The organism is Azospirillum sp. B21 (genome assembly GCF_008364825.1).
In the GTDB taxonomy this organism is placed as follows: domain Bacteria; phylum Pseudomonadota; class Alphaproteobacteria; order Azospirillales; family Azospirillaceae; genus Azospirillum.
In genome coordinates, this window is the sequence record NZ_VTTO01000003.1 from 397024 (window position 1) to 422724 (window position 25701).

A 25701-nucleotide genomic window follows, 5' to 3' on the forward strand; every position below is an offset into this window, starting at 1 on the left:
ATAACAGAGCAGCGTCCGGTTTATTCCCGGGCGATGCCTCTGCCGAACGCCAGGAAGGAGTGAAGCATGTTTTCCCTTAACGAACGGCTACAGGCCGACACCCGTCATGTGACCGATCTTGGGCTTTGCCGGGTGTTGCTGATGAACAACGCCCTGTGGCCGTGGCTGGTCCTGGTGCCGATGCGCGAGAACGCGGTCGAGATCCACCGGCTTGACGAGGCGGACCAGACGGCCCTGATGCGCGAGATCGCGCTCGCGTCGCGCGTGGTGGAGCGGCTGTTCGCGCCGGACAAGATGAATGTCGGGGCGCTGGGCAACATGGTGCCGCAGCTGCACGTCCATGTGATCGGCCGCGAGCGCGGCGACCCTGCCTGGCCGGGTCCGGTCTGGGGTTCCGGCCATGCCCGGCCCTACGAGCCAACGGAGGCGGAAGCGCTGGTGGAGCGGCTGGCGGAAGCCCTGCGCGCGGGCGCGTGAACTTTGCCGGGGCTGGAGTGTTTGTGTGGTCAGCCAATTTCTTGGGAGACTGCCGCCATGACCGACCAAGACCGCTCCAAATCCGTGACCTCCGACGCACCTTCGGACGCCGCCCAGCGAATCGAGGACAAGCTGGTCGACAAGACCGGCAAGGCGTCGGGCGATCCCGACAAGCCCGTTCAGAAGAAATGGGAGGAGATGGGCGAGCGCGAAGAGATCATCGAACAGAGCCAGCGGGAAGGCGGCGGGGTCTAACTCTTGCCCCCTCCCTAACCCTCCCCCGCTTCGCGGGAGAGGGGACTGCCGCCATTCCTTCGCATTTCTCCTGCAAGCGTCCGGCCCCCTCTCCCACTGAAGGTGGGGGAGGGATGGGGAGGGGGCAAGCTGCGTCGACGCGCTACCGCTTCACCGTGCAGCTCAGCGCCAGCACGTCCGCCGCCTTGTCGAGGTCGTCGGCGCGGACCAGCACGTAATCGGTGTTGTAGGTGGAAATCGCGAAGATCGGCACATGGGCCTGGGCCAGCGGAACCGCGATGCGGGCCAGGATGCCGAACAGGGAGAAATCCACCACCCCCTCCACCCGGAAGGCGCGCCAGCCGCGTTCGGCCTTCACCCCCTCGGGAACGCGCTCCTCCCGGCAGAGGATTGACAGTTCCTCGCCGGTGCGGGTGGCGCCGACCAGCGGGTCGGTCCAGTCCAGCCAGTCGGGCAGGCCGCTGCCGGGCGGCAACTGCGCCACCGCCAGACGATCGGGCAGCACGGACAGGGTCAGGCCGGACTGCTCCCGCACCAAGGCCGCTGTCAGCGTCGCCTCGTCCACCTCGAAAGGCTTCAGGATGCGCCGGGCGCGGGCGGCCAGCGACGGCACGCCGGAGCGCATCGCGCGGCCGAGCATCTCGGCGGAGGTGGCGCGCAGGTCAGGATCCGATTCGGCCAGATCGACCACGGCCTGCAGCGCGCTGGTCTGGACGATGCGGCTCGGGCTGTTCTCGAACCAGTCCGCCAGCAGGACGGCGGCGCGGTGGCGCTGTTCGTCGTCCATGGTCAGGCGCGGCACGATCTGGGCGATGTGCCAGCGCACCTCCGCCTGCTCAATGGCGACGGCGTCGGTCAGCAGATGGTCGACATATGGATCGAGCCAGCCGGGGTTGCCGCGCGACACCCGCTCCAGCGCGTCGGCGGCGCGCATACGCACGCTCGCATCCTGATCGAACAGGCAGCCGACCAGTTCCGCCAGCTTGCCGCGGTCGGCCGAAACCTCGTCGGCGACGGAGGGGGCGTCGCCCACCGTCCGCCGATCGCCGCGCGCCAGCCGGCGGGCGAGCGACGCATTGCGGCTCAGATCGTCCATCTCAGCGCCGCCCGGTCGGACGGCCGAAGCGGGACGGCGTGCCGAAGCGCGACGCTACCTTGGCGCCGGTCGGCTTCGGCGGCGGCGGGGGAGGGGGCGGCGGCGGAGTTTCGCCGCGCGGCACGCCGCCGCCCGACGCCATTTCCGCCAGATCCTTCACCAGCTTTTGAACGCTGCGCACGCGGGCCTGCGGATCGGCCCATTCGCGGCTGTAGACCAGCTTATGGTCCGGCCGCAGCTTCATCAGCGTCAGATGCTGGGCAATGTAGGTCAGAAGCTTGGCCGGCTCGGCATAGAAATTGTCGTGGAAGGCGAGGACCAGCCCCTTCGGCCCGGCATCGACCCGGTCGATGTTGGCCTGTTTGCACCAGCGCTTGATGGTGACGACGTCCAACAGATTCTCCACCTCCTCCGGCAGCTTGCCGAAGCGGTCGATCAGTTCGGCGGCGAAGCCGTCCACCTCCGCCCGGTCGACCAGATCGGCGATGCGGCGGTAGAGCGACAGGCGCACCGTCAGGTCGGGGACGTAGCTTTCCGGGATCAGCACCGGCGTGCCGAGGTTGATCTGCGGCACCCATTCCTGCGCCGCGGCGGCGGCGACCGCCCCCTCCTGCATCGCGGCGCGGGCGTTGGCGACGGCCTCCTCCAGCATCTGTTGGTAAAGCTCGACACCGACCTCGCGCACCTGACCCGACTGCTCCTCGCCCAGCAGATTGCCGGCGCCGCGGATGTCCATGTCGTGGCTGGCAAGTTGGAAGCCGGCACCCAGGCTGTCCAGCGTCTCGATGACGTGCAGGCGCTGCTGGGCGGTGCTGCTCAGCGGCTTGTTGGGGGCATAGGTCAGATAGGCGTAGCCGCGCTTCTTCGACCGGCCGACGCGGCCGCGGATCTGGTAGAGCTGGGCCAGCCCGAACAGGTCGGCGCGGTGGACGATCAGCGTGTTGGCGTTGGGGATGTCCAGGCCGCTCTCGATGATGTTGGTGGCGAGCAGAACCTCGAACTTGCCCTCGTCGAAGGCGGTCATCACGTCTTCCAACTCACTGGCCGCCATCTGGCCATGGGCGGTGACGATCTTGACCTCCGGCACCAGTTCGCGCACCCGCTCGGCGACCTTCGCCAGATCCTCCACGCGCGGGCAGACGTAGAAGCTCTGGCCGCCGCGGTAATGCTCGCGCAGGATCGCCTCGCGGATCACCACCGGGTCGTAGGGCAGCACGAAGGTGCGCACCGCCAGACGGTCCACCGGCGGGGTGGCGATCAGCGACAGCTCGCGCACGCCGGACAGCGCCATTTGCAGGGTGCGCGGGATCGGCGTGGCGGTCAGCGTCAGGACGTGGATGTCGGCGCGCAGCTCCTTCAGCCGCTCCTTCTGCTTCACGCCGAAATGCTGCTCCTCGTCGACGATGACCATGCCGAGACGCTTGAAGTCCAAGCCCTTCGCCAGCAGGGCATGGGTGCCGACGACGATGTCGGCGGTGCCCTCCGCCAACTCCTTCTTCACCAGCGTCTGTTCGCGGGCGGTGACCATGCGCGACAGCTGGACGACACGCACCGGCAGTCCATTGAACCGGGTGGAGAAGGTCTTGAAATGCTGGCGGGCCAGCAGGGTGGTGGGCACGACGACGGCGACCTGCTTGCCGCTCATCGCCACCATGAAGGCGGCGCGCAGGGCCACCTCGGTCTTGCCGAAGCCGACGTCGCCGCAGACCAGGCGGTCCATCGGACGGCCGCTGCCGAGGTCGGTGAAGATGTCCTCGATCGCCTTCAACTGGTCGTCGGTCTCGGGATAGGGGAAGCGGGCGGCGAATTCCTGATAGACGCCTTCCGGCGTCAGTACCGGATCGGCCTTCTTCAGCATCCGCTCGGCCGCGATCTTCAGCAGGGCTTCCGCCATGTCCTTCAGGCGCTTCTTGACCCGCGCCTTGCGGCCCTGCCAGCCGGCGCCACCCAGCTTGTCGAGCTGGACATTTGCGTCCTCCGAGCCGTAGCGGGACAGCACCTCGATGTTCTCGACCGGGACGTAGAGCTTGTCGCCGCCCTCATAGATCAGGCGCAGGCAGTCGTGCGGGGCGCCGGTGATCTCCAGCGTCTCCAGCCCGTCGTAGCGGCCGATACCGTGGTCCATATGGACGACGATGTCGCCTTCATGCAGGGCCGAATGCTCGGCGATGAAGTTGGCGGCCTTGCGCTTCTTCTTGGCCGGGCGGACCAGACGGTCGCCCAGTATGTCCTGTTCGGTGATGACGGCGAGGTCGGCGGAGGTGAAGCCATGCTCCATCCCCAGCACGATGGTGCCGATGATGCCGCGGTCGAAACGGCGGACATCCTCGATGCTCTCCGCCGGCTCCAGCCCCGGAATGCCGTGGTCGGCCAGCACGTTGGACAGGCGGTCGCGCGACCCGGCGGAATAGCCGGCGATCAGCACCCGGCGCCCGTCGGCGCGGAGCGCCCGGATATGGTCCTTCACCGCGTCGAAGACGTTCACGTCGGGGCGGTTGCGCTCCTCCGCGAAGTCGTGGCCGCGCTTGCCGCCGGCATCAACCGTCCCCTTGATGCCGGGGGGCGTGGAAAAGATCTGCAGCTGCGCCACCGCGCGCTCGGCCATCAGCGCGTCCCAGCCGGTGGCGTCGATGAACATCGAGGCGACCGGCACCGGCTTGTAGACCGGCGACCCTGTCCGCTTCTCGATGGTCATCATCGAATCGCGCGAGGCGTGGAAATCGACCACCTGCGCGATGCGGGCGTCGCGCGACTCGTTCGCCTGGTGGTCCAGGCTGACGATGCCACGCGGCAGGTAATCCAGCACCGTGTCCATGCTCTCGTGGAACAGCGGCAGCCAGTGCTCCATCCCGCCATAGGACCGCCCGGCTGAGATCGCCTCATAGAGCGGATCGTCGTCGGTCACCGCGCCGAACAACTCGCGGTAGCCGGAGCGGAAACGGGCGATCCCGGCCTCGTCCAGGAAAACCTCCGACATCGGCTTCAGCTCAACGCTGTCGCGCTTGTCGGTGGTGCGCTGGGTCATGGGATCGAAGGCGCGCACCCCCTCCAGCTCGTCGCCGAACAGGTCGAGGCGCAGCGGCTCCTCCGTGCCGGGCGGGAACAGGTCGACGATGCCGCCGCGCACCGCGAACTCGCCGGGCTCCCGCACGGTCTGGGCGCGGGTGTAGCCGTTGCCGGCAAGGTAGCGCTGAAGCTTCTCCAGGTCGATCCGGTCGCGAAGCTTGGCCGAGAACACCGCGTTCTTGAAGGCGCTGCGCGGCGGCACCTTCTGCACCACGGCATTGACGGTGGTCAGCACGATCAACGGGGCCAGCCCGTCGCGGTTGGCCGCCGCCTCGCGCCGTGCGATCAGCCGGGTCAGCGTGTCGATGCGGCGGGCGACGATGCCGCCGTTCGGCGATACGCGGTCGTAGGGCAGGCAGTCCCAGGCCGGGAAGGTCAGCACCTCCAGCTTCGGCGCGAAGAAGGCCAGTGCCTCCGCCAGCAATGCGCAGCGCGTGTCGTCCAGCGCCACATGCAGCAGGCCGTAGGCCCCGGCCTTCTGCGCAAGCTCCGCCAGGATGCGGGCGTCATGACCCTCGGGCGCGCCGCCGATCAGGAGACGGCCGGCGCGGCCGGGCTGGAGATCGTAACTGACCAAAGGAGGATGCCTCGGAGAAGGGAAGTGCTTTCGAGAGAGCCTTGACCGGTTCCGTCAGGAGCCTTGACCGGCTCCGTCAGGAGCCTTGACGTGGTGTGTAACGGAACGCCGTCAACAGGCGCATCACGTCGCTGTCATGTTCGGCCGGCACCGGCTCCCGTCCCGACATCCAGTCGTAGAGGTCGGGATCGCCAAGCTCCAGCAGCGCTTCGAATCGGTCGAGCATGGCATGGTCGAAGTCGCCGACATGGGCGTCGGCGAAGCTGCCCATCAGCAGATCCATCTCGCGCGTGCCGCGATGCCAGGAGCGGAAGCGCAGCCGCTTGCGCCGGTTCTCAAGCGATTCGGCCTTCTCGGGAGCCGGCGTCTGGGAAGCCGGGGGGGTGCCGTTCTCGGTCATTGCTGTCCAACGTCGAAAACCCCCAGCACCACCAGCGGCGAAGGGGGAACCATTCAGGAACCCCATCCTGCACGGGCGGACGCCGCGATGCAACCTCGGCCGCCTGCCTTGACCGCCGCCATCTTGACCGCCTCCATCTTGACCAAGGGAGGCGGATGTCCTATCTGCCCACTGGCCCGCGGGGACGACCTCGCCAATGAATGAGGGTTACCGGGTGGGGACGACCCCGCCATTCCAAGACGGAGGTACCGTCATGGCGTGGGTCACGCTTTTCTTCGCCGGCTTGTTCGAAATCGGTTGGGCCGTCGGCCTGAAATACACCGAAGGCTTCACCCGTCTTGTGCCGAGCGTGCTGACCGCCGCGGCGATGCTGGCAAGCATTCTGCTGCTGGGGGCTGCGTTGAAGACGCTGCCGTTGGGCACGGCTTATGCGGTCTGGACGGGGATCGGCACGGTCGGCACCGCGGTGCTGGGCATGATGCTGTTCGGCGAACCCGCCGGGGCGTTGCGGCTGCTGTGCATCGCGGCGATCGTCGGCGGGATCGTCGGGCTGAAGGTTCTGCATGGGTGAGTGGTCGCCGGTGGCCCCACCCTAACCCTCTCCCGCTCACGCGGGAGAGGGAACTCCGCCGCTCTGCGATTATAAACTACCTTAACAAGCGTCCTACCCCCTCTCCCGCGTAGCGGGGGAGGGATGGGGAGGGGGTACTTGGACCAAATCCCCCTCAAACCCCCTCCGTCCGGCAATTCAGCCCAAGCGTCTCCGCGGTATTCGCCACCGCCGACAGGCAGACCTCCGCCCGCTCCGCCGGAATCGAGACCGAGAAGCGCAGGACATAGCGCTCGCCCGCGCGGTCGGGCAGGGTCTGCGCGTCCAGCCGCACGATGTTGGCGTCGAACTGGGTGAAGATCTCCGACAGGCGCGCCACGAGGCCCGGCTGGTCGCCGCCCGACACTTCGACGCGGTGGGTGACCATGGCCTGTGGCCCCGGCTGGGGATCGAAGGCGAAGGGCGTGACCTTCACTTCGGCGCCGGACAGGACGGGCAGGGACGACAGGCTGGCCTGAACCTCCGCCACCGTCAAACCGGCGGGCAGCTCGCAGACGGCGGAGAACTCGGCACCGGTGCCGAGCGAGGCGAAGGTGGCGTCGCGCAGGTTGATGCCCTGTTCGAACAGGTGGCTGGTGATGCCGGAAACCAGCCCGACCCGGTCGGGGCAGAAGGTGGAAACCAAGGCAAGTCCGGCAGTCGATTCCGTCGCCATCGCACATCTCCCGTGTCGGTTTTCTTCGCGGGCACGGGTTCGGCCGTGCCGTCCGGATGCGCGATCATCGAAGCGGGGTGCCGGGAACGCCAGCACAAAATCGCGTTCAGCTGCCGAACAGGCGGCGGGTGGCGGCGCTGATGGCGTGAAGCTCCGCCGCCAGCGCCGGGTCTACGTCGTCGACATAGTGGGAGGCGAGCAGGCCGAAATTCAGGTCGTCGGCACGCTCCAGCCGCTTGGCGCCATCCCGTGCCGCGCCGTCCACATAGTCGAGCTGGCGCTGGATGCTGGCCAGCCAACTGTTGTCCGGCTCCCGTCCAACCAGTGCCGCAACTCCGGCGGAGGCGCGTGCGATGCGACGGCGCAGCTCGTCGGTGGTGGTGATGTCGGTCATGGCGGGCTCTCCTGTGGACGGCGACGGCGGCCAGTCTGATCGCCCGCCGCCAGCCGGAGAACAGGGAATCGGAGGGGAACGTCGCGGTGCTACTGGGCGAGGCCGCCGCTGGTCACGCCGGCCTTGACGCTGTTCGGCACCACCACCTGAGCGCAGCCGCCCTTGGTCTGCACGCAGATGCCGGGGGTGGTCCAGCAGTCGGCGATCGGGGCCGCGACCGATTGCAAGCCTTGGCCGGACGGCAGCACCGCCTTGTACTCCGCCCGTCCGGTGCCGGAAATGCCCAGGCAATCGGGCGTTGCGGTGACGACGGGAGAGAAGAAGTTCCCGAATCGGACGGTGTCGTACCCGGTGCGGACATACTGGAACCAGGTGATGCCGGCCGGGATGTCGATCACCTGCAGCGGCTTGGAAAAATCGATCCCCTTGGAGTCGTCGGCATAGCGGGCCGAGGTGAGATCGGTCGATGCGTAGAAATAGCTCGCCACCACCACACGGGCATTCAGCTGGTCGGCGCTGGACCCCGTGGCCTTGGCGGTGGCCACCTGCTCCGCCGTCGGGGCGGTCTGGGCCTGCCCCGGGAGCGCGGCAGCCAAGGTCAAGCCCACGGTCAGGGAAATCGCGAGTGTCGCCTGCCGGGCAATGTTGGAAAAAGAGCGCATCGGTTGCCGTCCAATCCGGATAATTGAAAAACTCCGGAACAACGGTACCCATGCAATCGACCGGTCCAAGCCCCGAATGCGAAAGGGGCCGGACCATGGCATGGTCCGGCTCCCTCATTGCATACCGTGTAACGTGGTGCGCCGTCAGGCGGCGGTGCCGCCGACCGTCAGCCCTTCCAGCTTCAGCGTCGGCTGGCCGACGCCGACCGGCACGCCCTGGCCGTCCTTGCCGCAGGTGCCGACGCCGGGGTCGAGGCGGCTGTCGTTGCCGATCATCGACACCTTGGTCAGGCTGTCCGGGCCGTTGCCGATCAGGGTGGCGCCCTTTACGGCGGGCCCCAGCTTGCCATCCTCGATCAGGTAGGCCTCGCTGGCCGAGAAGACGAACTTGCCGTTGGTGATGTCCACCTGACCGCCGCCGAAGTTCTTGGCGTAGATGCCCTTCTTGACCGAGGCGATGATCTCGTCCGGCGTGTGGTTGCCGTTGCGCATCACCGTGTTGGTCATGCGCGGCATCGGGTTGTAGGCGAAGCTCTGGCGCCTGCCGTTGCCGGTCGGGCGCATGCCCATCAGGCGGGCGTTCATGCGGTCCTGCATGAAGCCGACCAGGATGCCGTCCTCGATCAGCGTGGTGCACTGGCCGGGCGTGCCCTCGTCGTCGACGCTGATGGAACCGCGCGAGTTCTCGATGGTGCCGTCATCGACGATGGTGACGCCGGGGGCGGCGATGCGCTGGCCCAGCAGCCCGGAGAAGGCGGAGGTCTTCTTGCGGTTGAAGTCGCCCTCCAGCCCGTGGCCGATGGCCTCGTGCAGCAGGATGCCGGGCCAGCCGCTGCCGAGCACGACGGTCATCTCGCCGGCCGGGGCGGGGACGGAGGAGAGGTTGACCAGCGCCTGCCGCAGGGCCTCGTCGACGAAGCCGCGCCAGGTTTCCGGCTGGATGTAGTGTTCGTAGGTGACGCGGCCGCCGCCGCCGTAACCGCCGGTCTCCATCCGATCGCCCTCGGCCACCACGACGGAGACGTTCAGGCGCACCAGCGGGCGCAGGTCGGCGACGCGCACGCCGTCGGCGCGCATGATCTGCACCGCCTGCCATTCGCCGCTGATCGAGCAGCTGACCTGCCGCACCCGTTCGTCCTTGGCACGGGCATAGGCGTCGATGTCCGCCAGCAGCTTCACCTTTTCCTCGAAGGGGACGAGGTGAAGAGGATTGTCGGGGATGTAGAGCGCGCGGTTGGTGCCGGCCGGCGGCTCCGCCAGCGTGCCGGTGTGGCCGGCCTGCACGGCGCGCACGGTGGCGGCTGCGCGGCGGATCGCCTCTTCCGACAGGTTGCTGGCATGGGCATAGCCGGTCGCCTCGCCGGCGATGGAGCGCAGGCCGAAGCCCTGGGTCGTGTCGAAGCTGGCGGACTTCAGCTTCCCGTCGTCCCAGCCCAGCGATTCGCTCTGGGCGTATTCGAGGTAAAGCTCCCCATCGTCGGCACTGTGCAGGGCGTCCTGCACGACGCCTTCCACGCGGGCGCGGTCCATGCCGGCGCGGTTGAAGAAGAGATCGTCGGTGACGGCAAGCGCGCTCATGAAAACTCCGAACCTGTGATGGGGCGGAACCCGGTCTGCCCGGCCTGATGGCTTGTGCCGGCCTCGTTCCGCCGGCCTTGTTCCATGGTAGGACACAGTGTCATAGCGGGCGTTGTCGCGCCGCGCCCTACGATGTGTTCTAACGGACAGACTATAGTGTGGCGACGCGCGGGCCATCCGGCAAGGTTTGGCGATGCCGTGCCGGGTGCCGGACAGGAGAGGGGGGCTTCATGACCGAGAACGCGGTGCGGGCGACCATGGACACGCTCAATCGCGATGGCGCGGCCGGCGCCATGGTCGGCCCGCGCCCCTTGCGCGACCACCCGCTGCGTCAGGTCCTGACCAACGAGGTTCATGCCCGTCCGCCGGAATCCGTGGCGGCGCCGGTGCGCGCGACGATGCTGGCGATGCTGTCGGGGGAGGGGGCTACCGAGGCCGACCGCCGCCATCTGGAGGCGCTGTGCGACTGGGCCGGCGTCGTCCGGCCGCCGCAGGGCGCCACCCACCACAGCGCGTCCTTCGGCAGCTTTCATCTGAAATGGGAGCGGCATACCGAATTCTCGACCTGGACCGTCTTCCGCCCCAGTGCCATGCCGGCGGGCGCCTTGGTCGACCCCTTCCTGGAGCCGGCGCTGCACGCCCTGCCGCGCGACTGGCTGGCGGGTCTGCCGGGCGAACTGCTGGTCGGCATCCATGTCGCCGTGCTCGACGCCGACACGCCGGAGCCGTCGCCGTCCATGATGGCTGCGATGTTCGGATCGGAGAGCTATGTCGGCTCGCGCATCGCCGGCCGCTCGGCCACGGCCTGGACCGATTTCCGCATCCATGGCGATGGCTTCTCCCGCATGCTGGTCGCCGACCATTCCATGACGCCGCGCCAGACCGGGCGGGTGTTGCAGCGCCTGCTCGAGATCGAGACCTACAGGGTGCTGGCCTTGCTGGCGCTGCCGATGGCGCGCGGCGTGCTGCCCCGCATCGGTCCGATCGAAGCCGGCGTGGCCGAGGTCACCAACCGGATCGCCGGCCTGCGCGGCCTGCAGGACGAGCGTGACCTGCTCGACCGGTTGACCCTGCTGGCGGCACAGACCGAGCAGATCTCTGCCGAGACCGCCTACCGATTCGGCGCCGCCCGCGCCTATTACGAGTTGGTGGAGCGGCGAATCGAGGAACTGCGCGAGATCCGGATCGAGGGGCTGCAGACCGTCCAGGAGTTCATGGATCGCCGCCTGACCCCCGCCATCCGCACCTGCGAGGCGGTGGAGCAGCGGCTCGAGTCGCTGTCGCAGCGGGTCGCGCGGGCCAGCACATTGCTGCGCACCCGCGTGGAGATCGCGGTGGAAGGGCAGAATGCCGAGCTTCTCCAGTCGATGGACCGCCGCGCCCAGCTGCAGCTGCGCCTGCAGGAGACGGTGGAAGGGCTGTCGGTGGTGGCGATCAGCTATTACCTCGTCGGCATCGTTGGCTATGCGGCGAAGGGGCTGAAGGGCTTCGGGCTGAAGGTCGATCCGGACCTGCTGGTGGGGTTGATGATCCCCATCGTCATCGCCTTCGTCTGGTCGGGGGTACGGCGAATCCGCAAGGTGCTGGTCGGCGAGCATTGAGGGGCGTTTTGGCGGTATTGGTTCGTTTTTGAAGGGGCAAGTTAGACCCCCACCTATCCTCCCCCGCTGGGCGGGGGAGGGATTGGAGCTTAGTCGGCGTTCAGCGGCAGTCCCTCCCCCGCCCAGCGGGGGAGGATAGGTGGGGGCTGGCGCCTATCACCTTCGCGCATCTGGCCCGAAGCCCACAGCTGACCCATCCTTAGTTCCTGAGTCGCACCCAGGCGCCGCAACAATCCTGCGCGCCTATCCGCGTGACTCCTCACATCCTTTCCTGCACCCATTCCCACAAACATCCGCTATCCCAACGGACTGCGACGGAATGTCGCATGGTTTGACCCCTGTGCGCGCTCAACCTTTGTACCCATGGCGCAGCTGAATGTGAGGAAAAGTCTATGCAATCCGTAGGAGAGAGGAAAGGCTTGTAACCCAGCGCGGCGTGGGGATAAGCTCCGGATGCGGGTATATGTCGCGCTAAGATGGCGTGATCCCTGCATAAACTGGCGTTCGCTGATAAGCCCAACTATGGACCGAACGAACGGATGGCGGTCCACCGGACAAGAGGGCGGAGGGAGCGTCGGCGGGAAGAGACGACCGCGTGCCATGACGAGCGTCGCGGCTAAGAAGGGGTTGGGGATGAGAAGGCAAAGCCTGTACACCGCCGGCCTGGCGGCGGTCCTGTCGATGGTCGGGCCGGCGATGATGGGGTGGGGTGCCGCCCTGGCGAACGAGCCGAAGCCGTGGGAGATGGGCATGCAGCCCTCCGCCTCCCCGGTCAAGCACCTGATGACCTCGTTCAACGACCTGCTGACCATCATCATCACGCTGATCGTCATCTTCGTCGCGGGGCTGATGGCCTATTGCATCGTCCGCTTCGATGCGAAGAAGAACCCGGTTCCGTCCAAGACCTCGCATCATACGCTGCTTGAGGTCGCCTGGACCGTTCTGCCGGTGATCATCCTGATCGTGATCGCCGTGCCGTCCTTCAAGCTGCTCTATGCCGCGGAACGCATTCCCGAGGCCGAGATGACCGTCAAGGTCACCGGCCGCCAGTGGTACTGGGACTATGAGTATCCCGACCACGGCAACATCGCCTTCTCCAGCTACATGATCCCTGAATCGGAGATCAAGCCCGGCCAGCGCCGTTTGCTGGAGGTCGACAACCGGGTCGTCGTGCCGGTCAACACCACCGTCCGGCTGATGGTGACCGCGGGCGACGTGATCCATTCCTGGGCGATGCCGGCCTTCGGGGTCAAGAAGGATGGCGTTCCCGGCCGCATCAACGAGACCTGGTTCAAGGCAGAACGCGAAGGCGTCTATTACGGCCAGTGCTCCGAAATCTGCGGCACCAACCACGGCTACATGCCGATCGCGGTCGAGGTGGTGTCCCGCGAGGCGTTCGACGCCTGGGTCGCCAAGACCAAGTCGGCCTCCGCGCCCAAGGACCCGGCCCGCGACGTGGCGGAGCGTCCGACCGGAACGCTGGTCGAATGAGGATGCCGGCCGGCCCCGCGGACTTCGCACAGCCCGGCACAGGAACGACACGATAAGAAGAACATACCCAGCCGCCGCCGGTCCGTAGAGAAACGGACGGCGCGGCGGCCAGGGACAGCGACGAAGGGTAGAGACATGGCAAACGCCACACCGGGACAGGATCACGCCGCCGGGCATGACCACGGGCATGGGCATGACGATCACCACATGCCCGGCTTCGTGCAGCGCTGGTTCTATTCGACCAACCACAAGGACATCGGCACGCTCTATCTGATCTTCTCGGTCATCGCCGGGCTGATCGGCGGCCTGTTCTCCGTCATCATGCGTGCGGAGCTTCAGTCGCCGGGTCTGCAGTTCGTCTCCGATGGCCAGATGTGGAACGTGCTGATCACGGCGCACGGCCTGATCATGGTGTTCTTCGTGGTGATGCCGGCGCTGATCGGCGGCTTCGGCAACTGGTTCGTGCCGCTCATGATCGGGGCGCCCGACATGGCCTTCCCGCGCATGAACAACATCAGCTTCTGGCTGATCGTGCCGGCCTTCCTGCTGCTGCTGGGCTCCGCCTTCGTCGGCACCGGCGCCGGCACCGGATGGACCATCTATCCGCCGCTGTCGGCGCAGTTGGGCCACAGCGGGCCGTCGGTGGACATGGCGATCTTCGCCCTGCATCTGGCCGGCGCCAGCTCCATCCTGGGGGCGGTGAACTTCATCACCACCATCTTCAACATGCGCGCGCCGGGCATGACGCTGCACAAGATGCCGCTGTTCGTCTGGGCGATGCTGGTGACGGCCTTCCTGCTGCTGCTGGCCGTGCCGGTGCTGGGCGGCGCCATCACCATGCTGCTGACCGACCGCAATTTCGGCACCACCTTCTTCAATCCGGAAGGCGGCGGCGACCCGATCCTGTTCCAGCATCTGTTCTGGTTCTTCGGCCACCCCGAAGTCTACATCATGATCCTGCCGGCCTTCGGCATCATCAGCCACATCGTGTCGACCTTCTCCAAGAAGCCGGTGTTCGGCTATCTCGGCATGGCCTACGCCATGGTCGCCATCGGCGTGGTCGGCTTCGTCGTGTGGGCGCACCACATGTACACGGTCGGCCTCGACGTCGACACCAAGGCCTACTTCACCGCCGCGACCATGATCATCGCGGTTCCCACCGGCGTGAAGATCTTCTCCTGGATCGCCACCATGTGGGGTGGGTCGATCGAGTTCCGGGTGCCGATGCTGTGGGCGCTGGGCTTCATCTTCCTGTTCACCGTCGGCGGCGTGACCGGCGTGGTGCTGGCGAACGGCGGCCTCGACAACTACATGCACGATACCTACTACGTCGTGGCGCACTTCCACTATGTGCTGTCGCTGGGTGCGGTGTTCTCGATCTTCGCCGGCTGGTATTACTGGATCGGCAAGATGTCGGGACGCCAGTATCCGGAGTTCTGGGGCAAGGTCCATTTCTACACCACCTTCATCGGCGTCAACCTGGTGTTCTTCCCGCAGCACTTCCTGGGCCTGTCGGGCATGCCGCGCCGCATCCCCGACTATCCGGATGCCTTCTGGGGCTGGAACATGGTGTCGTCGCTGGGTGCCTATCTGTCCTTCGCCTCCACGCTGCTGTTCGTGTGGATCGCCTGGAAGACCCTGCGCAGCGGCGAACGGGTGCCGGGCGCCTATTGGGGCCCGCAGGCCGGCACGCTGGAATGGTCGGTCAGTTCGCCGCCTCCGTTCCACGCGTTCGAGACGTTGCCCCAGGTGAAGTAAGCATGCTAACCGGCGGGCGTTGCCGCACTGCAGCGCCCGACCCATCTGGAACGGACGAAGCCGGAAAGCCCAAACAATGGGCACCGGCAGGACGGGCGCCGGGGCGACGGACCCGGGGTTAGAAGACGACAAGGACATGATATGACGGACGTGACGAACGAACTGACGCTCAATCAGACCGGAGGAGCGTCGGCGGGTGACTTCATCGAGTTGCTGAAACCGCGGGTCATGTCGCTTGTGGTCTTCACCGGGCTGGCCGGCATCGTTCTGGCCCCCGGCCACATCCATCCCTTCCTGGCCGTCGTCGCCGTGCTGTGCATCGCCGTCGGCGCCGGGGCGTCGGGCGCCATCAACATGTGGTACGACCGCGACATCGACGCGGTGATGGCGCGCACGATCAAGCGCCCGATCCCGTCGGGCCGCGTCGAGCCGTCGGAGGCGTTGGGCTTCGGCGTCACCCTGTCGATGCTGTCCGTCGTGGTGATGGGGCTGGCGGTGAACTGGGCGGCGGCCTCGCTGCTGGCGCTGACCATCGGCTTCTATGTCTTCGTCTACACCATGTGGCTGAAGCGCCGGACCCCGCAGAACATCGTGATCGGCGGGGCCGCCGGTGCCTTCCCGCCGATGATCGGCTGGGCCGCGGTGACGGGCAGCATTGATCTGCCGTCGATCCTGCTGTTCCTGCTGATCTTCCTGTGGACGCCGCCGCATTTCTGGGCGCTGGCCCTGTTCCGCAACGGCGACTACACCCGCGCCGGCGTGCCGATGATGCCGGTGGTGGCGGGCGAGGCGTCGACCAAGCGCCAGATGCTGGCCTATACGCTGATCCTGCTGCCGGTGGCCGCGGCGCCGTTCTTCGTCGGGATCGCCGGGCCGGCCTATCTGGCGGTGTCGGCCATCCTCGGCCTGATGTTCGTCGGCCATGCCGTGCGCGTTCTGCGCGCGACCGACGACAAGCCGGCCAAGAAGATGTTCGGTTTCTCGATCCTGTACCTGTTCCTGCTGTTCGCCGTGATGATGGCGGAGCGGCTGATCCTTGGAGGGTGGGCATGACGGTGATGGAACACGATACCCCGATCGATACCCGCGCCTCGGTGGAGGAGCAGAAGCGGCAGGAGGCCGCCTTGCGCGCCCGTAAGCTGCGCGGCCGCAATCTGGCCGTTCTGGCGGCGCTGCTGACCCTTGTCGTCCTGTTCTATGCCATCACCGTCGTGCGGATGGGCGGGGCGCACTGATGGCCGAGAGCGGCGAGATGACCAAGCGCGACGACAGGCTGCGCCGCCGCAACCGGTTCGTCCTGGGCTCCCTGTTCGGGCTGGTGGCGGGGATGATCGGGCTGACCTATGCGTCGGTCCCGCTCTACAACCTGTTCTGCGCCGTCACCGGTTTCGGCGGCACGACCCAGCGGGCCGAACAGGCCGCGAACCGAGTCGTCGACCGCAAGGTGACCATCCGCTTCAACGCCGACACCAACAACGCGCTGCCTTGGTCCTTCAAGCCGGAGCAGAAGGAACTGGCGCTGAAGCTGGGAGAGACCGGGTTCGCCGCCTACCGGGCGGAGAACCGCGGGATCAAGCCCACCGTCGGCACCGCGGTCTACAATGTCTCGCCGGACAAGGCGGGCGCCTATTTCAACAAGATGCAGTGCTTCTGCTTCACCGAGCAGATCCTGGAGCCCGGCCAGGCCGTGGACATGCCGGTGACCTTCTTCGTCGACCCGGCGATGGCCGACGACCCGAACATGGACGACGTGACCACAATCACGCTGTCCTACACCTTCTTCCGCGCCAAGGACAGCGAGGCCCGGCTTGCCCAGCATGCCGCGACCTCCGCCCCGTCCGGCGGCGCGGAGGCAAGCAAACAAAAGGCGGAGCCGGGGGCGACCGCCACAAACTGAACAATATGGGGTAGTGAGACGATGGCCGACATCACCCACGGGCAAATGCCGCACGCCGAACCGTCAGCCCATGAACCGGGCGCCGGCATCCCGCATCCCTACCATCTGCTGAAGCCCAGCCCCTGGCCGCTGATCGGCGCCTTCTCCGGCGGGCTGCTGGCGACCGGGCTGGTCGTCTACATGCATGACGGCGGCTCCTTCCTGATGATCCTGGGGGTGCTGGCCATCCTGGTCACGATGTTCGGCTGGTGGCGCTCCGTGATCCGGGAATCGGTGGTGGAGCATGCCCACACCCCGGTGGTGAAGATCGGCCTGCGTTACGGCATGGCGCTGTTCATCGCGTCGGAGGTGATGTTCTTCTCCGCCTTCTTCTGGGCCTTCTTCCACGCCGCTCTGGATCCGAAGGCGTCGCCGATCAACCCTGACGCCATCTGGCCTCCGCCCAACGTGCATGTCATCGACCCGTTCGACATGCCGCTGATGATGACGATCACCCTGCTGCTGTCCGGCGTCACCGTCACCTGGGCCCACCACGCGATCGTTGAGGGACGCAACCGCGAGGCGGCGAAGGCGCTGGGCCTGACCGTTCTGCTCGGCGTGTTGTTCTCCTTCTTCCAGGCCTATGAATATGTCCACGCCGCCTTCAAGTTCACCGACGGCATCTTTCCGTCGACCTTCTACATGGCGACGGGCTTCCATGGCTTCCATGTGCTGGTCGGCACGATCTTCCTGGCGGTCTGCTGGTATCGCACGGTGAAGGGTCATTTCACCCCCGAAAGCCATTTCGGCTTCGAGGCGGCGGCTTGGTATTGGCACTTCGTCGACGTCGTCTGGTTGTTCCTGTTCGTATCGGTCTACTGGTGGGGTGGCTATGGCGGCGTGATCGCCAGCCACTGACGCCACCGGCGCCGAGCCGTTCCGGCAACCTTCACCCTTTGCCGGAGCGGCCCGAACGGGAGGTTTCAGCGTGAGCGACCATTACCCCAGAGTTCCCCCAATGTCGGCCGGCATGCGCTGCATCTGTCCGCGGTGCGGGCAGGGGCGGCTGTTCGCCGGCTACCTGACGGTGGCGGAGCGCTGCAACGTCTGCGGCCTCGACTTATCCCAGGTGGACAGCGGCGACGGTCCTGCCGTCTTCCTGATCTTCATCCTGGGATTCCTTGTGGTGCCGGTGGCGCTGTGGGTGTCGATGACCGTCGAATGGCCGCTGTGGCTGCACGCCATCGTCTGGAGCATCGTGGTGCTGGCCCTGACGCTCGGCATGCTGAGGCCGGCCAAGGCCTATGTCATCGCCCTTCAGTACCGCTATCGCCGCAGCGAAGTCGAGAAGGGATCATGAAGGCAGCAACCACCGGAACAGGGGCGGCGGGAGATGGCGCCGGATCGAGGGAGCGCCGCCGATTCCGTCCGTCACTGGGCGCCACCCTGGTCACGGTCCTCGGGCTTGCGGTCGCTATCGGCCTCGGCACATGGCAGATGGAGCGGCTGCAGTGGAAGACCGATCTGGTTGCCCGGATAGCCAGCCAAATTGCCGAGCCGCCGGTTCCACTGCCGGCCCGCATCGACGATCCCGCAGCCTGGGAATTCCGGCCCGTCACCCTTTCCGGCCATTTCCTCAACGACAGGGAATTTCTGCTGATCGCCCGTCCGCACCAGGGGCGGGTCGGTTACGAGCTTCTTGTCCCGTTCCAGCGGTCGGACGGGGCCGGCATCGTGCTGGTCAATCGCGGCTTCATACCCATGGACCTGCGCGATCCCGCCTCCCGCCCTGCCGGTCAGGTGAAGGGGGAGGTCAGCGTCAAGGGCATCGTCCGCCTGCCGCAGCAGCCCGGCCTGTTCCAGCCCGGCAACGGCACGCCACAGCCGGGCGCCGCCTGGATGCGGCCCGATCCGCCCGCCATGGCGGCGGCGCTGTCGCTGGACCGCGTGGCACCCGTGGTGGTGGAGATGCTGCCCGGCCAAACCTTCGGACCCGCGAACGCCGGCTTGACCGGGGCGCCATCCAGCATCTTGGCCGGCACCCTGGCTGGGATCGAACCGCGGGTGGACCTGCCGAACAACCATCTGCAGTATGCCTTGACCTGGTACGGGCTTGCGGTAACGCTCGCCGGAATCTACGTGCTGTCGCAGCGCAAGCGCGCCGACACCGGAACCGACGGACGATCCGATGACCGCATATAAGGAGCTTGAACGCCGCCATGCCCGCATCGCCGCCATCGGCGACGCGCTGGGCATTCTCGGCTGGGACACCCAGACGATCATGCCGGAGGGCGCCAACGACGGCCGGGCGGAGCAGACCGCCACCCTGTCGGTGATCGCGCACGAGCTGGCGACCGATCCCCGCATGGCCGACCTGCTGGCCGAGGCGGAGGCCGATACCAACCTCGATGCCTGGCAGCGCGCCAACCTGCGCGAGATGCGCCGCCACCACATCCAGTCCACCGCCATCCCCGCCGATCTGGTGGAGGCGACCAGCAAGGCCGTGTCTGTCTGCGAGATGACTTGGCGCGCCGCGCGGGCGGAAAGCGACTTCGCCAAGCTGCTGCCCTCGCTGACCGAGGTGCTGGCCCGCGTGCGCGAAGGGGCCGACGCGATGGGCTCCGTCATGGGCATCAGCGCCTATGACGCGCTGCTCGACAGCCACGATCCGGGCGCGCGGGCGGAGCGGATCGACGCGCTGTTCGCCGACCTGTCCACCTTTCTGCCCGATCTGATCGGCCGGGTGCTCGACCGGCAGGCCGCCGCGCCGGCCGCGGTCGATCCGCAGGGGCCGTTCCCGGTGGAGAAGCAGCGCGAGTTGGGCGTGCGGATGATGGAGCGGCTGGGCTTCGATTTCAGCCGCGGCCGGCTCGACGTGTCGCTCCATCCCTTCTGCGGCGGGGCGACCGGCGATGTCCGCATCACCACCCGCTATGACGAGGCGAACTTCACCGACGCGCTGATGGGCATCCTGCACGAGACCGGCCATGCCCTGTACGAGCAGAACCGCCCGGGGGCGTGGCTCGGGCAGCCGGTGGGCCAGTCGCGCGGCATGGCGGTGCATGAGAGCCAGTCTTTGCTGATGGAGATGCAGGCCTGCCGTTCGCCGGAGTTCATCACTTGGCTGGCGCCCGTGGTGCGCGAGACCTTCGGCGGGGAGGGACCGGCGTGGGAGGCCGACAACCTGCGCCGGCTCTACAGCCGGGTCGAGCGCGGCTTCATCCGCGTCAATGCCGACGAGGTCACCTATCCGGCTCACATCATCCTGCGCTACCGCCTGGAAAAGGCGCTGATCGCCGGCGACCTGACCTTGCCGGACCTGCCGGGCGCCTGGAACGACGGCATGGCGGAGCTGGTGGGCGTCGTCCCGCCGAACGACCGGCTGGGCTGTCTGCAGGACATCCACTGGCCGGGCGGCGGCTGGGGCTATTTCCCGAGCTACACGCTGGGCGCCATGACCGCGGCCCAGCTGTTCGATGCCGCACGCAACGCCGATCCGGAGATCGTGCCCGCCCTGTCACGCGGCGAGTTCGCGCCGCTGGTCGCCTGGTTGCGGGTGAATGTGCACGAGACCGGCTGCTTCCATGCCTCGGGCGACGAACTGTTGACGGCGGCGACCGGTCGGCCGCTCGACGCGTCGGTGTTCAAACGGCATCTGGAGCAGCGGTATCTCTGATTCTGTAACCGCGGCCGGTCCCTTGGCGACGAGGGGCCGGTCCGGACTCCTGCCCCCTAGATCGCGATCTGCGTAACCAGCGGCGTGTTCACACCGGCGTCAGCGCGGCGATAGGCTTCGATGGCATCGGACCAGGGTTCGATGGTCAGTCCGCTGCCCATCGCTTCCTGGTGGATGCTTTGGGCGACATAGCCGGCGTTGGGAAGAGCGGTCAGCGGAACGGGACCGCCGCTGACCGGGCTGGAGTCGTCGGCGGTGGAACCGATCGCGAAGCCGCTCGCCGACCCGCCGGTGCCGCGGCTGCGGGAAGCCGTCGAGTCGGCATCGGCACGGCCGCTTCCCTGCAGCGCATCGCCTGTCGCCTCGGTCCCTTCCTTGTTCCGCTTGCGCTCGTCCTCGCCGGGAATCCGGCGGATCGGCTGAACGGCCGCGGCATCGCTCGCCAGCATCTGACGCAGCTTCGCGATGCCCGCGGTGGGCATCGCGCTGGTCGGTGCGGGGAGGGCGGCCAGTCCGGACAAGGGGTGGAAACCTCAGGGGGGGCGGGAAGGCGGGTGGCGACATGGTCACGGCGGCCATAGGGCCGTTTCGATCTTGCACAAACCACACGGGATTCGAAACAGGGTAGTGGGACAAATGTTCCGAAATGCTTAAAGTGTCCATTAAATGTTCTAAGGTTGCGACACCCTGGCATCGACGAAAGCTCGGCATGATCGGATCCGGCTGTTACAGTGGTTCGTTCGATTTCGGACCCGCGTAACGACGGATGGCGCGCCGACCTTGCCAGCCCAGATCCCCGATCTTCCGACGAACCTCTCCGTCACGGCCCGAACCATCCGACCGGACCCGTCCGTCGGCGACGATCTGTCGGCGCTAGCGCTGGAGCAGATGGACCAGGGCGTGATCTTGGTCGATGCCGACCTGACCGTGAAGGTGATCAACGGCCCACTCTATGAGCTGTTCGGCCTGCCGCGGGGTTTCATGCCGGGGGCCGACTACGCCCAGATGGTCCAATTCCTGGCGCGCAACGGCGAATATGGTCCGGGTGATCCCGAAGCCCTTGCCGCCTGCCAACTGGAGCGGGCACTGCGGACCGATCCGCCGTCATACGAGCATCGCCGGCCTGACGGCCGGGTTCTGGAGGTTCGGACGCGGCGCACCGCCGGCGGAGGTTTCGTCCGCACCTATACCGACGTCACCGAACGGCGCCGCGCCGAAGACGATCTTGCGAAGCAACGCCACCTGCTTCGCCTGACGCTGGAGAATGTGGGGCAGGGCATCGTCCTGCTGGACCGCGACCTGCGCTACATCGCCTGGAACGGCCTTGCGCTCGACATATTGGGCGTTCCGGAGGACGTGATGCGCGGCAGGCCGCGTCTGCAGGACGTGATGCGCCACCAGATCGCCAGTCGGCTGGTGGAAATGCCGGCCGGCTCTCCGGATTTCGGCGACGATCTGGAGGCCAAGACAGCCTATCTCATGGAGCGGATCGGCCAACCGGCGCGCGAGTTCGTCTATGCCCGGCCCCAGGGCGATGGCCGCTTCATCGAGGTGCGGGTGGTGCCGCTTCCCGATGGCGGACAGGTTCGCACCTTCACCGACATCACCGGCCGGGTCATCGCCGACGAGGCCGTGCGCCAAAGCCGGGAGATCCTGACCGGCGTCATCGACGCCATTCCCGCGCTGATCGATGTGAAGGACCGCGACGGCACCGTCCGGCTGACCAACCGCTTCTATCGCGAGACCTATGGTCCGGCCGAAGTCCCGCCTCCCGGTCCGCCTGCCGACCGCGCTGCCGCGCTGGACCGGCTGGTGGTGGAGAGCGGCCAGGGCGTGCCCTTTCACGAGGACCGTGCGCCCGACGGCGATGGCGCCATGCGCGACTGGCTGACCACCAAGATGCCGCTGACCGACGAGGATGGCGAGGTGACCCACATCGTCACCGTGGCGCTGGACATCACCGCCCGCAAGCGCGCCGAGTCCGAACTGCGCGACGCCCAGGCCAGCCTGATCCAGGCGGAAAAGCTGGCCTCCCTGGCTCAGCTGGTCGCCGGCGTGGCGCATGAGGTGAATACGCCCATCGGCGTCACCCTGACCGCCATCTCCCACCTCGGCGAGGAGGTCGGCCGCATCCGCACCCTGTTCGAGGAGAACCGCATCCGCCGCAGCGATTTCCAGGAATTCCTGGACGTTGCATGGGAATCGACGCGGATGATCCTGTCGAACGTGGAGCGCGCCACCGGCCTGATCCAGAGCTTCAAGCAGGTGGCCTCCGATCAGGCGAGCGGCGAGCGCCGCCCCTTCGACCTCGCCGCCTATGTCGACGAGGTGCTGCTGAGCCTACGCCCCCGCCTGCGCCGCACGCCGGTGACCGTGGAACTGGACATTCCCGCCGGCCTGATCGTCGACGGCTATCCCGGCGCCTTCGCGCAGGTGCTGTCGAACCTGATCATCAACGCTCTGGTCCATGCCTATGACGAGGGCGAGGCGGGCCGCATCCTGCTGTCCGCCCGCGAGCAGCCAGCCGGTTGGATCGAGATGCACTATGCCGATGACGGCAAGGGCATCCCCGCCGACATCCGGTCGCGCATCTTCGAACCCTTCTTCACGACAAAACGCGGCATGGGTGCGAGTGGCCTGGGCCTGAGCATTTGCGCCAACATCATGACCGGCACGATGCGCGGCAGCATCGCGCTGGAGGATGGCGGGGGGACGGGGACGCGGTTCGTGCTGCGGTTTCCGGTGGGGTAAGCGAGGAACGGTTGGGCGGGGGAGCGGGCATGCCTCCCACACTCGATCACCTCCGCTCTCAGTGGCAGCGGTATTCGGAACTACCGCAGAGATGGCATGGCGAGGCATCAGGATCCTGCAAATTCCTTGCGAATTCGCAATGCGCTCCGTCCATCCGTTGATTAGCCTGTGCTCATACTCAATGCCACCGCCGCACATGCGGCACCGGAACGGAGCACACGCCATGGCGACCCACACCGACCTGAACACCCCCATCTATGAGCAGTTCAACCCCGGCATTTTCGCGATCGGGCTGCTCGCCGCGGCGGTAATGCTGCTGATCCTGCCCATCGGGTTCATCTTCCATCCTACCATCATCCTCTATGCGGCACTGCTCGGCACCGCGCTGTACTTCGTCGCGATCTGGAAGATGACGGCCGGTTCCAATCGGCCCTGACCCAATCGGCTCTGCAGGGGGCAGGCTCGAATGAGGCGAGTGGTACTCAGCGCGTGAGCGCATCCTTTCTATCGGTGTAGCCGGCCGCGCTGCAGGTTGCGCTGTTATGTTGCGTGGAAATCGGCCGGATGCGGTTGCCGGTGCAATTGGCGATTGCCGGACGCGCACTACCTCCGGTCCTTCGGTCGGCAGACATTGGCCATGCTTCGGCAACCGACAAGGAAGGCATGGTCATGGGAGGGGTATCGAAAGGAGAAGATGGTTTCTTCCCGTCCGGGCGGAACCTGACAGGAGGAACCGGGCGCGACCTGCTGTTCGGCGGGGCGGGCGACGACACCGTCACCGGCAATGGCGGCAACGACTATATGGAGGGCGGAGCGGGCCGCGACCGCTTCGTCTTCAATCCCGGCGATGGTTGGGACTGCATCGGCGATTTCCAGTCTGGCACGGGCGGTGACGTGCTGGACGCAAGCAACTGGAAGGAAATCGGCGGTCTTTCCGATCTGCTCGCCATGTCCCGCCAGGACGCCGACGGTCTGGTCCTTGAGTTCAGCACCAGAGACTCGGTCAAGCTGATGGGCATGACCGCCGACATGCTGACCGCCGACAATGTGTTGTTCGCCGGTTCGGCCGGTAAGCAAATCTCGGGCGGTTCGGCGCGCGACCTGCTGTTCGGCGGGGCAGGCGACGACACCGTCACCGGCAATGGCGGCAACGACTATATGGAGGGCGGAGCAGGCCGCGACCGCTTCGTCTTCAATCCCGGCGATGGCTGGGACTGCATCGGCGACTTTCAGTCTGGCACGGGCGGTGACGTGCTGGACCTGCGCGGCTGGCAAGGCATCGGCGGGTTCGCGGAATTGCTGGCCGGATCCCATCAGGATGCCGATGGGCTGGTGCTGACCTTCGCGGCGACCGACAGTGTCAAGCTGATGGGCGTGACCGCCGACATGCTGACCGCCGACAATGTCCTGCTCGGCAGCGACGCGCCCTCGCGGGCAATTGCGGTGTTCGTCGCCAGCGACGCGGAGCATGGCGAGGAGCTGTGGGGGAGCGATGGGACCAAAGCCTTCCTGTTGCGGGACATCGCGGCCGGCGCCACGAATTCCGAGATCATCCGGCCGGTGAGTGCGGGCGGGAGGGTCTTCTTCTCCGCCGATGACGGCGTCCATGGCCGCGAGTTGTGGATGACCGACGGCACGACGGCCGGCACGCGCATGGTGTCCGACATCCTGCCGGGCAGCGGTGGATCGAATCCGCTGGCGATGTCCGCCTTCGGCGACCGCGTGCTGTTCCAGGCGGACGACGGCGTGAACGGCATCGAACTATGGGTGAGCGACGGCACGGCAGCCGGCACCCATCTGCTGAAGGACATTGATCCAGGCGCCGCATCCTCCCGTCCCGGTGACTTCACACAGGTGGGGAACAGCGTCTATTTCTCCGCCCGCGATGCGGAGCATGGCGCAGCGCTGTGGAAGACCGACGGGACGACGGCCGGCACGGTGATGGTCAAGGACTTCCTGCCCGGGAATCAGGACCCGCCGGTGATGGTGATCATCCAACCGTCGCACCTGACCGCGGCGGACGACCGTCTGTACCTGACCGCCTGGGACGGCACTGACGGCTTCACCCAGCTGTGGGTGACGGATGGGACGGAGGCGGGAACGACCAAGCTGCGCGGCGACCTGACCGATCTGCCGCAGTTCGGCCTCGACCTCGATATCGGGGCTGTCGGGACGCAGCTTTACTTCAACGACTCCGTCCATCTCTGGACCAGCGACGGCACGGTGGAAGGAACCCGGGAAGTCCGGCACAATTACCCAGACACCTACGCCAGGCCCCGGAGTTTTACCGCTGCCGGCGACACGCTGTATTACGTCAATTACGACCGCCATTCCGGCAATGAACTGATGGCGACGGACGACAGCGGTACGAGCGGGACCTTCCTCGGGGACCTCAACCCCGGGCCGAACAGCAGCATGCCTCGGGAACTGACGGCCGTCGGCGATATGATGTACTTCGCTGCAGATGACGGCACCACCACGACCCTGTGGCAGAGCGGCGGTCATATCTGGGACACCCGCAAGGTCGTCGATGCCGGCGGCGACGACAGATGGTCCTCCGTCACCGACCTCAGCGCTGTGGGCGGTGATCTGTATTTCAGCGCCAAGGACGAGTTCCAGGCCGACGCCATGTTTCGTCTCGACGTCGCCAGCGGGGAGGTGACGCGGCTCGCCGGCGCCTACACGCTGCCCTACGGCGGGATGGGCGTGGCGATGGTGTAGGAAGCCGCTGGTCCCTTGCTGAAAATGAAGAGCCCTCCCACGCAGAGCGGGGAGGGC

At 66.9% G+C, this 25701-nt stretch carries 24 protein-coding genes; 16 read left to right on the forward strand and 8 right to left on the reverse strand.

Translation table 11 applies throughout. The annotated features are described in order from the left end of the window. The first annotated feature begins 66 nt into the window (after window positions 1–66). Together FZ983_RS10040 and FZ983_RS10045 are read left to right on the forward strand one after the other, a co-directional pair. Complete coding sequence (locus FZ983_RS10040) at window positions 67–477, forward strand: HIT family protein (RefSeq protein ID WP_149223416.1); 411 nt, start codon at window positions 67–69, stop codon at window positions 475–477. Between the two features lie 57 nt (window positions 478–534). Beyond that, window positions 535–732: a hypothetical protein gene (locus tag FZ983_RS10045; protein WP_149223417.1), complete on the forward strand. Its 198-nt coding sequence runs from the start codon at window positions 535–537 to the stop codon at window positions 730–732. A 142-nt stretch (window positions 733–874) separates the two neighbouring features. On the opposite strand, the gene FZ983_RS10050 is transcribed toward FZ983_RS10045, so the two are convergent. The 3 genes from FZ983_RS10050 to FZ983_RS10060 form a co-directional block, all read right to left on the reverse strand. After that, on the reverse strand, window positions 875–1828 hold the full coding sequence (locus FZ983_RS10050; RefSeq protein WP_149223418.1) for an ACT domain-containing protein: 954 nt from the start codon (window positions 1826–1828) through the stop codon (window positions 875–877). Between the two features lies 1 nt (window position 1829). Next, window positions 1830–5471, reverse strand: coding sequence for a transcription-repair coupling factor (gene mfd, locus FZ983_RS10055; protein ID WP_149223419.1), 3642 nt, complete (start codon window positions 5469–5471; stop codon window positions 1830–1832). Window positions 5472–5547: 76 nt separating this feature from the next. After that, window positions 5548–5871 (reverse strand): succinate dehydrogenase assembly factor 2, encoded by a 324-nt coding sequence (locus FZ983_RS10060; protein ID WP_149223420.1) that lies wholly within the window; start codon window positions 5869–5871, stop codon window positions 5548–5550. 253 nt (window positions 5872–6124) lie between these two features. Between FZ983_RS10060 and sugE the strand changes: the two genes are divergently transcribed. Next, the gene (gene sugE, locus FZ983_RS10065; RefSeq protein WP_149223421.1) at window positions 6125–6442 is read left to right on the forward strand and encodes a quaternary ammonium compound efflux SMR transporter SugE; all 318 of its coding nucleotides are present in this window, start codon (window positions 6125–6127) and stop codon (window positions 6440–6442) included. 154 nt (window positions 6443–6596) lie between these two features. Here the strand turns inward: sugE and FZ983_RS10070 are convergent, their stop codons facing one another. From FZ983_RS10070 to tldD, 4 genes are all read right to left on the reverse strand, one after another. Continuing rightward, window positions 6597–7136: an ACT domain-containing protein gene (locus FZ983_RS10070; protein ID WP_149223422.1), complete on the reverse strand. Its 540-nt coding sequence runs from the start codon at window positions 7134–7136 to the stop codon at window positions 6597–6599. A 106-nt stretch (window positions 7137–7242) separates the two neighbouring features. Then, the gene (locus FZ983_RS10075) at window positions 7243–7530 is read right to left on the reverse strand and encodes an immunity protein Tsi6 family protein (protein ID WP_149223423.1); all 288 of its coding nucleotides are present in this window, start codon (window positions 7528–7530) and stop codon (window positions 7243–7245) included. Window positions 7531–7619: 89 nt separating this feature from the next. Further along, on the reverse strand, window positions 7620–8126 hold the full coding sequence (locus FZ983_RS10080) for a polymorphic toxin type 46 domain-containing protein (RefSeq protein WP_247883696.1): 507 nt from the start codon (window positions 8124–8126) through the stop codon (window positions 7620–7622). Between the two features lie 210 nt (window positions 8127–8336). After that, window positions 8337–9770 (reverse strand): metalloprotease TldD, encoded by a 1434-nt coding sequence (tldD, locus tag FZ983_RS10085; RefSeq protein WP_149223425.1) that lies wholly within the window; start codon window positions 9768–9770, stop codon window positions 8337–8339. Window positions 9771–10000: 230 nt separating this feature from the next. Here tldD and FZ983_RS10090 point away from each other — a divergent pair, with 230 nt between their 5' ends. From FZ983_RS10090 to FZ983_RS10135, 10 genes are all read left to right on the forward strand, one after another. Beyond that, window positions 10001–11371, forward strand: coding sequence for a DUF3422 domain-containing protein (locus FZ983_RS10090; protein ID WP_247883697.1), 1371 nt, complete (start codon window positions 10001–10003; stop codon window positions 11369–11371). 633 nt (window positions 11372–12004) lie between these two features. Continuing rightward, a complete protein-coding gene (gene coxB / locus FZ983_RS10095; RefSeq protein WP_149223426.1) occupies window positions 12005–12862 on the forward strand; it encodes a cytochrome c oxidase subunit II in 858 nt (285 codons plus the stop codon). A gap of 135 nt (window positions 12863–12997) precedes the next feature. Then, a complete protein-coding gene (gene ctaD, locus FZ983_RS10100; RefSeq protein ID WP_149223427.1) occupies window positions 12998–14620 on the forward strand; it encodes a cytochrome c oxidase subunit I in 1623 nt (540 codons plus the stop codon). A gap of 141 nt (window positions 14621–14761) precedes the next feature. After that, window positions 14762–15673, forward strand: a complete 912-nt coding sequence (gene cyoE, locus FZ983_RS10105; protein WP_149223428.1) for a heme o synthase — start codon at window positions 14762–14764, stop codon at window positions 15671–15673. Beyond that, window positions 15670–15855 (forward strand): hypothetical protein, encoded by a 186-nt coding sequence (locus FZ983_RS10110; protein ID WP_149223429.1) that lies wholly within the window; start codon window positions 15670–15672, stop codon window positions 15853–15855. The genes cyoE and FZ983_RS10110 overlap by 4 nt, the downstream gene beginning before the upstream one ends. Beyond that, a complete protein-coding gene (locus FZ983_RS10115) occupies window positions 15855–16517 on the forward strand; it encodes a cytochrome c oxidase assembly protein (protein WP_149223430.1) in 663 nt (220 codons plus the stop codon). Before FZ983_RS10110 ends, FZ983_RS10115 begins: the two co-directional genes overlap by 1 nt. A 21-nt stretch (window positions 16518–16538) precedes the next feature. Continuing rightward, window positions 16539–17414: a cytochrome c oxidase subunit 3 gene (locus FZ983_RS10120; protein ID WP_211102886.1), complete on the forward strand. Its 876-nt coding sequence runs from the start codon at window positions 16539–16541 to the stop codon at window positions 17412–17414. A 100-nt stretch (window positions 17415–17514) separates the two neighbouring features. Continuing rightward, window positions 17515–17856, forward strand: a complete 342-nt coding sequence (locus FZ983_RS10125; protein ID WP_149223615.1) for a DUF983 domain-containing protein — start codon at window positions 17515–17517, stop codon at window positions 17854–17856. Further along, complete coding sequence (locus tag FZ983_RS10130; protein WP_149223431.1) at window positions 17853–18698, forward strand: SURF1 family protein; 846 nt, start codon at window positions 17853–17855, stop codon at window positions 18696–18698. Before FZ983_RS10125 ends, FZ983_RS10130 begins: the two co-directional genes overlap by 4 nt. After that, window positions 18685–20172: a carboxypeptidase M32 gene (locus tag FZ983_RS10135; protein WP_149223432.1), complete on the forward strand. Its 1488-nt coding sequence runs from the start codon at window positions 18685–18687 to the stop codon at window positions 20170–20172. The genes FZ983_RS10130 and FZ983_RS10135 overlap by 14 nt, the downstream gene beginning before the upstream one ends. Before the next feature lie 56 nt (window positions 20173–20228). On the opposite strand, the gene FZ983_RS10140 is transcribed toward FZ983_RS10135, so the two are convergent. Next, the gene (locus FZ983_RS10140; protein ID WP_188092284.1) at window positions 20229–20654 is read right to left on the reverse strand and encodes a hypothetical protein; all 426 of its coding nucleotides are present in this window, start codon (window positions 20652–20654) and stop codon (window positions 20229–20231) included. A gap of 298 nt (window positions 20655–20952) precedes the next feature. Here FZ983_RS10140 and FZ983_RS10145 point away from each other — a divergent pair, with 298 nt between their 5' ends. The 3 genes from FZ983_RS10145 (at window position 20953) to FZ983_RS10155 (ending at window position 25644) form a co-directional block, all read left to right on the forward strand. Then, on the forward strand, window positions 20953–22923 hold the full coding sequence (locus FZ983_RS10145; protein WP_149223434.1) for a PAS-domain containing protein: 1971 nt from the start codon (window positions 20953–20955) through the stop codon (window positions 22921–22923). Between the two features lie 223 nt (window positions 22924–23146). Further along, window positions 23147–23359 carry a hypothetical protein gene (locus tag FZ983_RS10150; protein ID WP_149223435.1) on the forward strand — a complete coding sequence of 71 codons (213 nt, stop codon included), beginning with the start codon at window positions 23147–23149 and terminating at the stop codon, window positions 23357–23359. Window positions 23360–23592: 233 nt separating this feature from the next. After that, window positions 23593–25644 carry an ELWxxDGT repeat protein gene (locus FZ983_RS10155; protein WP_188092285.1) on the forward strand — a complete coding sequence of 684 codons (2052 nt, stop codon included), beginning with the start codon at window positions 23593–23595 and terminating at the stop codon, window positions 25642–25644. Window positions 25645–25701 lie beyond the last annotated feature (57 nt).